General features: G+C 68.6%; 11 protein-coding genes and 1 pseudogene. 5 read left to right on the top strand and 7 right to left on the bottom strand.

The window, feature by feature from the left end; all coding sequences use genetic code 11:
* Positions 1–114 precede the first annotated feature (114 nt).
* Both AC3WOH_RS27250 and AC3WOH_RS27255 read left to right on the top strand, forming a co-directional pair.
* Positions 115–600: pseudogene (locus AC3WOH_RS27250) on the top strand (LysR family substrate-binding domain-containing protein); the annotation flags it as partial.
* 105 nt (positions 601–705) lie between these two features.
* Positions 706–948 (top strand): hypothetical protein, encoded by a 243-nt coding sequence (locus tag AC3WOH_RS27255; RefSeq protein WP_492232438.1) that lies wholly within the window; start codon positions 706–708, stop codon positions 946–948.
* A gap of 172 nt (positions 949–1,120) precedes the next feature.
* Here the strand turns inward: AC3WOH_RS27255 and AC3WOH_RS27260 are convergent, their stop codons facing one another.
* The gene (locus AC3WOH_RS27260; RefSeq protein WP_492232439.1) at positions 1,121–1,690 is read right to left on the bottom strand and encodes a hypothetical protein; all 570 of its coding nucleotides are present in this window, start codon (positions 1,688–1,690) and stop codon (positions 1,121–1,123) included.
* Between the two features lie 52 nt (positions 1,691–1,742).
* Positions 1,743–2,198 carry a hypothetical protein gene (locus tag AC3WOH_RS27265; protein WP_492232440.1) on the bottom strand — a complete coding sequence of 152 codons (456 nt, stop codon included), beginning with the start codon at positions 2,196–2,198 and terminating at the stop codon, positions 1,743–1,745.
* A gap of 273 nt (positions 2,199–2,471) precedes the next feature.
* Here AC3WOH_RS27265 and AC3WOH_RS27270 point away from each other — a divergent pair, with 273 nt between their 5' ends.
* Complete coding sequence (locus tag AC3WOH_RS27270) at positions 2,472–2,930, top strand: SHOCT domain-containing protein (protein WP_492232441.1); 459 nt, start codon at positions 2,472–2,474, stop codon at positions 2,928–2,930.
* A gap of 133 nt (positions 2,931–3,063) precedes the next feature.
* On the opposite strand, the gene AC3WOH_RS27275 is transcribed toward AC3WOH_RS27270, so the two are convergent.
* From AC3WOH_RS27275 to AC3WOH_RS27295, 5 genes are all read right to left on the bottom strand, one after another.
* A complete protein-coding gene (locus AC3WOH_RS27275; protein WP_492232442.1) occupies positions 3,064–3,942 on the bottom strand; it encodes an SHOCT domain-containing protein in 879 nt (292 codons plus the stop codon).
* Positions 3,943–4,063: 121 nt separating this feature from the next.
* Complete coding sequence (locus AC3WOH_RS27280) at positions 4,064–4,948, bottom strand: SHOCT domain-containing protein (protein ID WP_492232443.1); 885 nt, start codon at positions 4,946–4,948, stop codon at positions 4,064–4,066.
* Between the two features lie 37 nt (positions 4,949–4,985).
* The gene (locus AC3WOH_RS27285) at positions 4,986–5,627 is read right to left on the bottom strand and encodes an SHOCT domain-containing protein (protein WP_492232444.1); all 642 of its coding nucleotides are present in this window, start codon (positions 5,625–5,627) and stop codon (positions 4,986–4,988) included.
* Between the two features lie 252 nt (positions 5,628–5,879).
* Positions 5,880–9,431, bottom strand: coding sequence for an EAL domain-containing protein (locus AC3WOH_RS27290; protein ID WP_492232445.1), 3,552 nt, complete (start codon positions 9,429–9,431; stop codon positions 5,880–5,882).
* A gap of 145 nt (positions 9,432–9,576) precedes the next feature.
* Positions 9,577–10,341, bottom strand: a complete 765-nt coding sequence (locus AC3WOH_RS27295; protein WP_492232446.1) for an IclR family transcriptional regulator — start codon at positions 10,339–10,341, stop codon at positions 9,577–9,579.
* A 55-nt stretch (positions 10,342–10,396) separates the two neighbouring features.
* Between AC3WOH_RS27295 and AC3WOH_RS27300 the strand changes: the two genes are divergently transcribed.
* Both AC3WOH_RS27300 and AC3WOH_RS27305 read left to right on the top strand, forming a co-directional pair.
* Positions 10,397–11,377 carry a nitrilase-related carbon-nitrogen hydrolase gene (locus AC3WOH_RS27300; protein WP_492232447.1) on the top strand — a complete coding sequence of 327 codons (981 nt, stop codon included), beginning with the start codon at positions 10,397–10,399 and terminating at the stop codon, positions 11,375–11,377.
* The gene (locus AC3WOH_RS27305; protein WP_492232448.1) at positions 11,374–12,342 is read left to right on the top strand and encodes a serine/threonine dehydratase; all 969 of its coding nucleotides are present in this window, start codon (positions 11,374–11,376) and stop codon (positions 12,340–12,342) included. Before AC3WOH_RS27300 ends, AC3WOH_RS27305 begins: the two co-directional genes overlap by 4 nt.
* The last annotated feature ends 516 nt before the right edge of the window (positions 12,343–12,858 follow it).

A 12,858-nucleotide genomic window follows, 5' to 3' on the forward strand; every position in this document is an offset into this window, starting at 1 on the left:
GTCTGCGGCGTTGCCCGCGCTTGCAAGGTGCCTACCTTGCTGCGCACGGGCGCCTAGCATCCAGCCCCCAGGCCGGGCAACGCGATCCCCGAAATTAGTGTGAACAGGCCCTAGCGCCAGCTGCGCGCGGGCAAGCTCGATGCGGCCTTCATCGCACTGCCCACCGACGCGCAGGGCCTGGATGTGCTGGCGCTCGACCGCCTGCCCATGGTGCTGGCCCTGCCTTCGTCGCACGCACTGGCCAAGCGCCGCATGCTGCGCCTGGCCGACCTGGCGCGCGAGCCCGTGTTCTGGTTCGAACGCGCGCGCCAGCCGGCGTTTTACGACCACTGCCAAAAGGTGTTTGCACAGCACGGCTTTGCCCCGCCCAAGCTGCGCGAGCCCACCGACCACCATGTGCTGCTGGGCGAGGTGGCCAGCGGGCGTGGCATGGCGCTGCTGCCCCGCTCGTTCACCGGGCTGCGGCGCGCGGGCGTGGCCTACCGCGCGCTGGACGAGGGCGATGCACTGGCCGTCGGCATCGGCCTGGCCACGCCGCGCGACCGGCCGGCCCTGCGCGATCAGTTGGCTGCGGTGGCGCGCATGCCGGTGCTGCGCTGACGGTCACGGCCTGCGTGCCCGGCCGCTGCCGCTGCGCTACCATGGCAGCCACACGCCTGCAGAGGAGCACGCACATTGTTGTTTTTTTTCGAGAGCCTTTTTGAGTTGCTTCTCCATGTGCTGGTGACCTATGGCTTCGTCTACATCGGCAAGGCCATCGTCTATGTACTGACCCTGGGCCACTGGCGCGGCGAGCGCGGCGCCGACGAAGCCCGCATCCACGGCGCAACCGGCGCACTGAGCTTTGTGCGCGACGGGCAACGGGTGCTCACCAACCGCAGCACCGCCTTTGTGGGCGGGGTGGCCTGCATCGTGCCGGTGGTGGTCTGGGTGGTGGTGGCGTGGTGAATTGAATTGAGAACCCGCGTAGGCCGAAGAACCTCGCAGGGAAGATGGCGTTGCGGTCGGTCATCACCACGGCCATTGCTGCCGGGATGCAGCGCTCCATGCAGCATGGCCGGGGCACGCTGCTTGCCAGGCTTCGCGCAGCCCGTGCCGGGCAAATCAGCACGGCGGGCCGCTACTTCGTGGAATTGCGCCCGACCAGCTCGACCAGCTCGGCGCGGGAAACGTGCAACGCGTTGGAGTACATGAACCCGCCCACCATTCGGACACCGACCAACTGGCATTGGATGCGGTCGTAGTCGCGCGCCAGGAGGTCGAAGTCTGCCGGCTGATTGATGGCCGTGTTGGCCTTGAGGCCGGGGTACAGAATCGCCTGGTAGCGATAGCGGTCCCCTTGAGAGGTGAGCTCGCTGTGGAAGAGAGGTGTTGCCTGGTCTGCGGGAGTTTCTGGAGTCGCCTGGCCAACAAAGAAAACCCAACCAGAATCGATATCCGTGAGTGGAACGCCCGCGGCGCTCAGCGCATGGCAGCGAAATTGCGCTTGCCGCCCCTCGTTGGCGATGGCGGCATACGGGGCGTTGCCTTCGAAGTGCAAGGCGATGGCAAGCGTGCCCGAGGGCTGGCTTGGCACGTATGCGACATAGTCCACAAGCGCTACATCACGCTTCACCAGACGAAGGCTGTCCGGATGCGTTGCGCATCCGGCCATGGCGAGCAACGCAAGCACGGATCCGAGGGTCTTCATGCTTTGCAGCATAGCAGTGCAACGGGCCACCATGGCGCCCGAGAGGCACTGCTCACGCCCCCTGAAAATGCTCCGGCGTGATCTGCACCTCAGGGACCTTGAGCTTCTCCCCCAGGTACTCCTGGGCGGCCACGGGCTGCGCCTGGGCCGCTGCGGCTTGCAGCATGGGGTAGTAGCCCAGGCGGTGCTGGACCGACAGGGTCACCCAGTCGTCAAAGACGGTGAGCGTGAACGGTGCCAGGGCGGCCGGCGAGCCGGCGCGCTGCTCATGCGAGTACTGCCGGATTTTTTGGGTGGCGAAGCGCATGCTCCATCTGATGGCCTCGTCGCCATCGGCTTCGAAGCGCTCGCACCAGTAGCCCGTTGAAGCGGGATCGGAGGGCACGATGAACACCCGCGCCACGCCGTGGTTGCGGGAGAACTGGACGGCAATGATGATCAGGTCGGGCAGACCATTAGGGCCCGGGGGCGGTACGTAGAACTCGGGCGGCAGGTTTCCATAGGCCATGCGTCGTGTCTCCGGGGTGGTGATGGTGATGGTGGTACGGACCTGGCCATTGTGGATGAACGCGCCGCCCGGGAGTGGGGGATCACCAGGGCCTGTTCACAACCCTCGTCACCCCATCGAGCCCAGGTTCGCATATGCTCGTGCCATTCAAGAAAAAACCATCGGCTTTGGGAGGGTTGTTGCATGGTGGCACTGCGTGTGGGAATCATTGTGGGTCTGGCCGTTGGCTTGAGCGCTTGCGCCAATCGGCCGTCCAGCATCAAGCCGTCGTTTGTGTCGCATGAGCGCTTCATCGCGCTGGAGTGCCCCGCCCTCCGGGACCGCCTGGTGTCGGCGCGCCACGACCTGGCCCGCTACTCGGTGCTGCAGGAGCAAAAGGCCAACAACGACGCGGTGGGCGTTTTCTTGCTGGGCGTGCCGTTCAGCAAGATGTCCGGCGACCATGAGGCCGATGTCGCACGCGCCAAGGGCGAGATCGAAGCGCTGGAGACCGCGCAGATCAAGAACCGGTGCGACAACAACAACTTTGCCGCCCCGCGCATGCAGGCGGCGCCCGCGCCGGCTGCAGCCGTTGCCGCAGCAGGACCTGCGCCGTCGGCAGCCCCTGCAGCAGCAGCGCCCACGTCCGCGGCCCAATCCCAGCTGGAAGCCCTGCGGCGCCTGCATGCCGATGGATTGATTACCCAGCAGGAGTACGACACCAAGCGCAAAAAGGTGCTGGACGGACTTTGATACGGCTTTGCCTTCAACCGTCTAACGTCGTTGGTTCGCCTTGCCGTGCTACAGCACTGTCTGCGGCTTCCCGCCTAGTTATACGGTCGAATGCAAATCCGTAGACAGCGCCGGGGGCGACGCCCGCCTGCATCTACAGCTCTTCGAGGATCTTCTTGCGCTTGCCTTCGTACTCTTCGGGGGTGATGAGCTTGCTGTCGAGCAAGGACTTCAACTGGCGCAGGCGTGACTCGGCCGAGGCGGGGACCGCACTGGCACTGGCATTGAAGGCAGCAGGTTGCACGCGGGCGGCCGGCGGTTGCGCCCCCACGGAGGTGGCCACGAAAGAGGGGAGGTCCGGCAGCTTGCCTTGCATGCTGGTGGGTCGGGTCACCATGGCCGAGAGAGAGGCGACGGTCTGGCGCCCCCAGGCTTCTGCGGCGGGTGCCGAGCCTGCGTCGCCTGCGAAGTACGCATTGAGCCTGAAATAGTCGCCCTGGTGGTGCTTGGTGTAGAACACCCGGAGCATCGGGTTGGGGAGCGCGTAGCCGTTGTCCTGGGCCCAGCGCACCAGCTCCTTGTGGGTGGCGCTGGCGGCTTCGAAGCTGCTTGTGGCCGGGTTGGCAACGACAAAGCACTCGGGCATCGCGATGGTCTGCTTCAGCGTGCTTTTGGTGATGAAGGAAGTCTCCTGCTTGCACGGATCGTCATTCCATCGGGTGACGTAGTAGTAGCTCCGGGCGGGGGCGCTGAAGACGACGATGGCAGTCAGGGTCTTGTCGTGGATCTGAACGGCGGCGAACCTGTGCCGTGGCGGAGCCGAGGTGTTGGGCTGTATGCCCCCTTTCTCCTCCGTCTTGGCGGCCAGAATCCACTCACCGCCGGGGAGCTGCATCGACAATTTGCCGATGGTGAATGTGCGGTCGGCAATGGGCTGGCCCACGACCGCATTGTTGAATTCGATCGCCTTCGCGGCGGACAGGTGGGCCGCCAATACGATGGCAGTGCTGAAGGCAAGGCAGGGCTTTTGCATGGAGACGAGTCTACCGTCAGATCCTGCGACAGCGACTCCCGCGCCGGCAAGCAAGGCCGCGCAATCCGCCAAGGGCAAGGGGGCACTGGCAGACTGCGTCGCCCCCGGCGGCCAGGCTGGCCTACAGCTCCTCGACGATCTTCTTGCGCTTGCCTTCGTACTCTTCGGGGGTGATGAGCTTGCTGTCGAGCAAGGACTTGAGCTGGCGCAGGCGCGCTTCGGCCGACGTGGGGGCCGCAGCCGCGTTGGTGGCGGCACTGCCCGCCACCGGCGGTGCGCTGGTGGCCGCGGGCGTGGCGCTGGCAGGGGCGGCGACGAAGGCGGGGAGTTCGGGCAGCGTTGCCCGGGAGCTTGACCGCGTGACCATGGCAGCGAGCGACGCCGCCGCTTCGCGGCCCCAGGTTTCTGCAGCCGGCGCAAAGCCGGGGCCCCCGGCCAGGTAGGCGTTGAACCGGAAAAAGTCTCCGCCATGGTATTTGGTGTGGAAGACCTTCACCATCGCATGGGGGACCGCATAGCCGTTGCTGCTGGCCCAGCGCACCAGGTCTTGGTGGACGGATGCCGAGGCCCCAAACGATCCCGCCGTCTCGTTGTCGATGACGAAGCATTCGGGCATGGCGAAGGTCTGGTTCAACGTGCTCTTGACGATGTAGGAGCTCACGTGCTTGCAGGGCTCATCATTCCATCGGCTGACGTTGTAGCTCCAGGCCGGCGCGCTGAAGACGACGATCGCCGAGATGGCCTTGTCCTGTGCCTGCACGGCAGCGAAGGTGTGCTGTGTGGGTGTAGGGGCCGGGAGGTTGCCCGGGCTGACTCCCGCCCCCTGGGCCTTGGCGGCCAGGATCCATTCGCCACCGGGCAGTTGCATCGACAACTTGCCGATGCTCAAGGTGCGATCCGCAATGCGCTGCCCCACAACGGCGCTTCTGAAATCGACCGCATGGGCGGCAGACAGGTGGGCGGCCAGTGCCATGGCGGCACCGAATGCAAGGCAGGGCTTTTTCATGGAGGCAAGTTTAGTGTGTTGTCCCAGCGCAAGCGGCCTACAGCTCCTCGACGAGATTCTTTCGCTTGCCTTCGTACTCTTCGGGCGTGATGAGCTTGCTGTCGAGCAAGGACTTGAGCTGGCGCAGGCGCGCTTCGGCCGAGGCAGGGGCGGCAGCGGCCGCGCTGCCGGCCATGGGTTGTGCCGCGACAGCTTGTGTGGCCCCTGGAGTAGAGGCGAATGCGGGGAGATCGGGCAACTGTCCCAGGGGCGTGGCCCGGGTGATCATGGCGGTGAGCGACGCGACCGCCTCGCGTCCCCAGGCCACTGCGGCAGGTGCGGAGTCGGGGCCTGCCGCGAAGTGCACGTTGAGCCTGAAGAAATCTTCCTTGTGGTACTTGGAATGGTGCACCTGAAGCATGGGGAAGGGGACCGCATAGCCGTTGTTGTGGGCCCAGCGTGCAACCTCTCTGTGGGTGTCTGACAGGGCTTCAAACGCGCCTGCCTTCGTGTTGACAACGACAAAGCATTCGGGCATGGCCCAGGTCTGGTTCAAGGTGCTTTTGGCGATGTAGGAGGTCACGTTCTTGCATGACTCATCGCTCCACTGGTTGGCGGCATAGCTCCAGGCGGGCCCGCTGAACGTGATGACGGCAGAGATGGTCTTGTCCTGCACCTGCACCACGGCGAACCTGTGCAATGGTGGTGCCGGCATGTTGGGCTGTGATCCGCCTCCCACTTGCGTCTTCGCGGCCAAAACCCATTCACCGCTTGGCAGCTGCACCGACAACTTTCCGATGGTCAAGGTGCGGTCCGCAATGGGCTGCCCCACGACGGCGCTTTTGAAATCGACCGCATGGGCAGCAGACAGGTGGGCGGCCAGTGCCAGGGCGGCACCGAATGCAAGGCAGGGCTTTTTCATGGAGGCGAGTCTAGCGCCAGGCCCTGCCGCCTAGGCCGTGTGGCGCATGTCGCGCAGCTCGCCCTGGCGCGCAGCGCCCGGGTGCTGCTGTTGCTGCTGCAGCAGCCACGGCAGCAGGGCCTGCGGGGCCAGGGGGCGGCTGATGAGGTAGCCCTGCATCACGTCGCAGCGCAGCATCTTGAGCAGGGCGGCCTGCTCTTCGGTTTCCACGCCTTCGGCGACGACCTTCATGCGCAGGGCGTGGGCCAGCGAGACCATGGTGTCCACCAGGGTCTGGGCGTCGGCGTCGCTGGCCATGGCGGCGATGAAGGACTGGTCGATCTTGAGCACCTGCACGGGCAGTTTGGCCAGGTAGGCCAAGCTGGAGTAGCCGGTGCCGAAGTCGTCGATGGCGATGTCCAGCCCCAGCGCGCGCAGGGCGTGCAGGGTGTGCACGGTCTTGTCCACCTGCTGCAGCACGGCGCTTTCGGTGATCTCCAGGTCGATGCCGGCATCGTCGCCCGGCGCCTGCTGCGCCAGCAGGGTGCGCACCAGGTCCAGGAAGTCGGCGCGCCGCAGCTGGATGGCCGACACGTTGACGGCCACGCGCGGCGGCTGGGCCAGGCCCTGGGCCTGCCAGGCGCGCCGGTCGGCCAGCGCCTGGCGCAGGGCCCAGGCGCCGACCTCGACGATGAGCCCGGTCTCCTCCATCAGCGGGATGAACTCGCCCGGCGCCACCACGCCGCGCTCGGGGTCGTGCCAGCGGATCAGCGCCTCCAGCCCCACGGTGCGGCGCGCCACGCAGTCCACCTTGGGCTGGTAGTGCAGCGTGAACTCGCCGGCCTGCAGCGCGCGGCGCAGGCGGTTTTCCAGCGCCAGCTTGGCGGCGATGACCTCGGTCATGCGTGCGTCGTAGAACAGCACCTGGTCCATGGAGCTCTTGGAGCGCTTCATCGCCGCCTCGGCGTTGTGGTACAGGGCCTCGGCGCTGTCGCCGTCCACCGGAAAGCGCGCCACGCCGATGCGCCCGCTCACGCGCAGCTCGGTGCCGCTGGCCACGATGGGGTCGGCAAAGCACTGGCGGTAGAAGTCCTGCAGCATGCGGGCGACCTCGATCTCGGCCCCCTCCTCGTCGAACAGCACGGCGAACTGGTCCGATCCGACGCGCGCCATGTGGCTGGCGCCGTGCAGCAGCCGCGCCATGCGCTCGCCGATCTGGCGCAGCACCTCGTCGCCCACGTGGCGCCCCAGCGAGTCGTTGATGGACTTGAAGCGCTCGATGTCCACCATGGCCAGCACCAGGGTCTGGCGCTCGGCCGCCGCCTGCAGGTGCTGCGCCAGCCGCTCGCGAAACAGCATGCCGTTGGCCTGGCCGGTGAGCGCGTCGTAGTAGGCCAGGCGGTTGATCTGCTCGGCCCGGCGCAGGTGCTCCATGGCAAAGGCCAGGTTGCCCGCCAGCTCCAGCAGCAGCTGGCACTCTTCGTCGTCGAAGAAGCCGACCTCCAGCGAGTGCAGCACCACCAGGCCCACGGTGCGGCGCTCCACCACCAGCGGCAAGATGGCCAGGGAGCGCGAGCCCGCAGACAGCGCGCGCTCGCGCACACCGGGCCAGTCGCTGGCGGCAATGTCGTTCTCGAAGATCGGCTGCCCCTGCTCCAGCAGCTGCGTGAGGCGGTTGCCACCGCCCTGTATCTGCGACTGCATGGCTTCGCGGATGGAGAGCAGGGCCTCGGAGGTCAGGGGCGCGTCGCTCACCGCGGCCATGATGGTCTGCAGGCGCCAGGGTGCGTGCGTGAGCATGCCGATCCAGGCCTTGCGAAAGCGCCCCGTCTCCACCGCGATGCGGCAGGCCTCGGCAAACAGTTCGTCGCGGTCGGTGGCGCGCACGATGAGCGAGTTGATGTCGCTGAGCACGCTGGACACGCGGTGCAGGCGCTGCACGCGGCGCTCACCGAGCTTGGTGCGCACGAACTGGCCCAGCTGCTGGCAGATGGCCTGCACCGAGGCCTGCTGGCGCGCATCGGGCGTGCGCGGGCCGTGCGCCAGCAGCGCCAGCACGCCGAACACCTGGCCGCCCGAGACCACGGGCAGCAGGCTGGCGCTGGCCACCGCGCCGTTTTGCACCAGCCCCTTTTGCACCACGCGTGCGTCGGCCAGCAGGTCGGGCACCCACAGCGGCTCGCCGCTGGCCCACACCCGCCCGGCCAGGCCTTCGCCCTTGTGCAGCACCAGCCGGGCCAGGCCCTCGGGCGGCTCGGGCGGCTCCATGCCCGGCAGGCTCCAGTAGCTGGCCACGCGCAGCACGCCGCGCGCGTCGTCGGCCAGCCAGAAGCGGGCAAACACCCAGCCCTGCGATTCGCACAGGATGCGCAGCACCGCCTGGGCCCCGGCGTCCAGCGCCTGCGCACCGGCCAGCGCGCTGGCGGCGGCATGCTCCAGGCGCAGCAGGGCATCGGTGCATTCGCGCTCGCGCTCCTGCGCGCGCAGCTGGTCCAGCTGCTGCTGCACCTGGGCGTACAGGCGGATGTTCTCGAACACCCGGCCGAAGTGCGCGGCCTGCGCCTCCAGGGCCTGCGCCCCGCTGCTGCCACCGCTGCCGGGCTGCAGCGCCGGCTCGTCCTCCTGCGTGCCGAGCAGCAGCACCAGGCCATCGCAGGCGGTGTGCGCGGCAATGGGCACCAGCCAGGCCCAGCGCGCCTGCGGCAGGTAGCCCCGCAGCGCCTGCGCCAGCGCCGCGCCGCCCTGCCAGCTGTCGGGCCGGGCCAGGTCGATGCGGCGCGTGGCCGGCGGGTCGTCCAGGGCCCCTGCGCCTTCCTGGCCTTCCTGGCCTTCCTGGCCTTCCTGGCCTTCCTGGTCTTCCTGGCCCTCCAGATGGCCCAGGTCGGCCATGTCGGCCAGCGCCGCGGCCACGGCCGGCCGCAGGCCCGGGGGCTCGGTGTGCGGGCCCGTGGCGCACCAGTGCAGGCCCCCGCCCTCCCCCGCACGTGCCACGGCGGTGATGGCGGCCTGCGCCGCAAACAGGCGCTGCACGCCGTGGCAAAAGGTCTCCAGCAGCTGCTGCGGGTCGCGCGCGAAAGACAGCCCCAGGCTCAGCCCCGACAGCCCCTGCAGCCGCGCGTTGGCCTGCTCCAGCAGGGCCAGCTTGTCGATGAGCTTGTCGGTGATGAGCTGCACATGGTCGCGCTCGAACGCCGCGGCGCCGCGCTCGGTGGGCGCCTGGGCCAGCCCGCCCGGTGCCAGCGCGTGCTCCACGGCATGCAAGATGGCTTCGGGCTCGCTCGGCTTGGCCAGCACCGTGTGCACGCCGCAGGCCGCCGCCAGCGCGCGCGCCTCGTGCTCCAGAAAGGTGGCGGTGTAGAAGATCACCTCGGTGGCCTGCACGCGCGCGTCCGCGCTCTCGCGCAGGTGGCGCGCAAAGGCGTAGCCGTCCATGGTGGGCATGAGGATGTCGCAGACCACCAGGTCCGGCCGGTGCTGCAGCACCAGGGCCAGCGCCTGGGCCCCGTCCTCGGCCTGCAGCGGCGTGTGGCCGGCATAGCGCAGCAGGGTCACCACCAGCTCGCGGTTGGCAGGGTCATCGTCCGCCACAAGCACCGTTGCCACGCAGCCTCCCTGGAATACAGCCAGCCCCAAAGGCAGCGCCAGGCACGGCGCCACGCCCCCCTCTGAAACCATTGGATGCGAGAACACCGGCCCGGTCAACCGAAACAATGCCACCGGCGGCGCGGGCCCGGGCCCGCCCGGGATTTCAGGGGCGCCAGCCCTGCAGCGTGGCCTGGATCTGCGCCACGATGGCGGCCAGGCGCTCGTCCCCCATGCGGCTGGCGGGCCCCGCCACCGACACGGCGCCCCCCCCCGCGGGCACGGCCACGGCCACGCAGCGCAGGCCGTCGATCAGTTCCTCATCGTCCACCGCGTAGCCGCGCGTGGCCACCTGGGCCAACTCGTCCAGCAGGCGGGCGCGCGAGACCAGGGTCTTGGCCGTGAATCGCTCCAGCTTCGCGGGCAGCAGGCGGCGCACCTCGTCGGCGGGCTTCAGGGCCAGCAAGGCCTTGCCCACCGCCGTGGCATACACCGGCCCGCGCCAGCCCACATGGCTGTTCATGCGGATGGGGTGGGGCGAGTCGTGCTTGGCCAGGTAGACCACCTGCGCGCCCTCGAGCTGGGCGAAGTGGCAGGTCTCGCCGGTCTGCGCCACCAGGGCCTGCAGCACCTCGGCCACAGCGCTCTGCAGGGCCTCGGGCGTGCCGGCGGCGGCGCCCAGCTCCATCAGCCGGCGCGTCAGCCGGTACTTGGTGTCGGCCCGCCCCACGATGCCGTGCGCCATCAGCGTGCGCAGGATGCGCAGCGCACTGGCGCGCGGCAGGCCCACGGCGCGGCTCAGCTCGTTGAGGCCCTGCACCGGCTGCGCGGCAAAGGCTTCGAGCATCAGCACGGCATGGCTCACGGTGTTGACCAGGGGCGGGCGCTCGCCGCCGCCCGGCGCGCTTGAAACGTTTTTGTCGGTGTGCATAATCCGATCTTCCAAAGTGCAATTTGGATACCACTAGTTCATTATACATACCATTATGCTCACACCGCAATTCCAGGCCGCCGTCGTGCAATCGGCCGCCGTGGCCTTCGACAATGAACGCACCCTGCAGCGCATGAAGGGCCTGGCCGACCAGGCGCGCAGCAAGGGGGCCTCGCTGGTCGTGTTCCCGGAGGCCATGCTCGGCACCTACCCCAAGGGCAGCACCTTCGGCGCCTACGTGGGCGGGCGCAGCCCGCGGGGGCGCGACGAGTTCCTGCGCTACCACCAGAACGCCATCGACGTGCCGGGCCCCTACATCGACGCGCTGGCCGCCCTCGCGCGCGACCTGGGCATCTACCTGGTCACCGGCGTCATCGAGCGCGCGGGCGGCACGCTGTACTGCACGGTGGTGTTCTTCGACGACAAGGGCAGCTACCTGGGCAAGCACCGCAAGCTCATGCCCACGGGCAGCGAGCGCACGGTGTGGGGCTTTGGCGATGGCTCCACCCTGCCGGTGTACGACACGGGCCTGGGCAAGCTGGGCGCCGTGATCTGCTGGGAGAACTACATGCCCCTGCTGCGCACGGCCATGTACGCCAAGGGCATCGAGCTGTACTGCGCGCCCACGCTGGACGGGCGCGACAGCTGGCCCGCGTCCATGCAGCACATCGCCATCGAGGGGCGCTGCTTCGTCTTCAGCGCCAACCAGTACGCCACGGCGGCCGACTACCCGGCCGGCTATGTCAACGCCGGCAACGCCGACCAGGGCCAGCCCTTCAGCCGCGGCGGCAGCTGCATCGTGGACCCGTTCGGCAACTTCCTCGCAGGCCCCAACTTCGAGGGCGAGGCCGTGCTGCTGGCCCCCATCGACCTGGCCGACACGGTGCGCGGCAAGTACGACCTGGATGTGACCGGCCACTACGCGCGGCCCGATGTGTTCCAGCTCTTCGTCAACGAGCGCGCGCAGGAAGTCGTGACCACCACCACGACGACCACTGCCACTGCCACCACCACCAGCGCAGGGCCGTTTGCATGAACCACGCCATGGCCACCTGGCGCGAGCGCATTGCCGCCGCGCACGACCGCATCGCGCCCTTCACCCTGCGCACGCCCTGCGCCACGCTGCCCGCGGGCTCGCTGGGGGTGCCGTGGCGCCTCACGCTCAAGCTGGAGCAGTTGCAGCGCACCGGCTCGTTCAAGCCGCGCGGGGTGTTCAACCGCCTGCTGGCCGCGGGCACGCCCATCCCGGCCGCGGGGCTGGTGTGTGCCTCAGGCGGCAACCACGGCATGGCGCTGGCCCATGCGGCGCAGCGCTTTGGCGTGCCCTGCGAGGTGTATGTGCCCAGCGTCACCTCGGCCTTCAAGCGCGAGCGGCTGCAGGCCTGCGGCGCCACCGTCATCGAGCATGGCGAGGTGTTCGCCCAGGCGCTGGAGGCCTCCGAGCGCCGGGCCCAGGCCACGGGCGCCTGGTCCATCCACGCCTTCGACCATGCGGACACGCTGGCCGGCCAGGGCACCATCGCCAAGGAGATCGAGGAGCAGATGGCGGCAGACACCGGCCTGCCCGATGCCGTGATCGTGGCCGTGGGCGGCGGCGGGCTCATCGGCGGCATCTCGGGCTGGTTTGGCCGCAGCACCCGGGTGATCGGCGCCGAGCCCGCGCGCTGCCCCACCCTGCACGAAGCCCTGCGCGCCGGCGGCCCGGTCACCGTGCAGACCGGCGGCGTGGCCGCCGACGCCCTGGGCTGCCGCGAACTGGGGGCCGAGCCCTACCAGGTGCTCAGCGCCAACGGCGTGGCCAGCTGCCTGGTGTCGGAAGAAGCCATCACCGCCGCCCAGCGCGCGCTGTGGGACGAGCTGCGCCTGCTGGTCGAACCCGCCGCCGCCGTGCCCCTGGCCGCCGCACGCAGCGGGCAACTGGGGCGGGAGCTGGGGCTGGGGCCCGATGCCAGCGTGTGCCTGGTGGTGTGCGGGGGCAATGTGGCGCCGGGGGCGACTTGAGGCGGCTGGCGGCTGCTGCCGCCTCCGCCTGCACCGATGGCCCCGAGTGGCCCGTCAAAGATCCAGATCCACCCACAGCGCCGCGTGGTCCGACGCTGCGTGCTTCTCGTCGGTCAACTCGGGATAGGTGTCCCAGCGCTGGGGGACTTGTCACCCGCTCCAGGGGCAACCGGGCAAGCCGAAGGGGCCATGGGAGTTGGCGGCTTGGCGAGGACACCCATTGAGATTGGTGCAAACGTCCTGCACCACGACCACCACTTTGTCAAACCCTACAGGGGGTGAAGGGTCAAGCCGGCAAACCGGTATAGGGCGGAGCCTTTTCAGGCTTCAGCGGCATGCTTGGTCCATCGGGTTCACGCAGCGGGAGACCCCCAGTAGGGTTTTGCATCCGCGAGTCGTGACAGGAGACTTATCTCATGGACACACAGCACTACCTCCGTCAACTGAAGCGGCCCGCAAAGGCCTTAGGCAAGCCGCTCTGTCTGGCCATTGCCGCAACACCCGTCCTGGCCTTGG

Source organism: Acidovorax sp. FW305-C-20-28, from assembly GCF_058783375.1.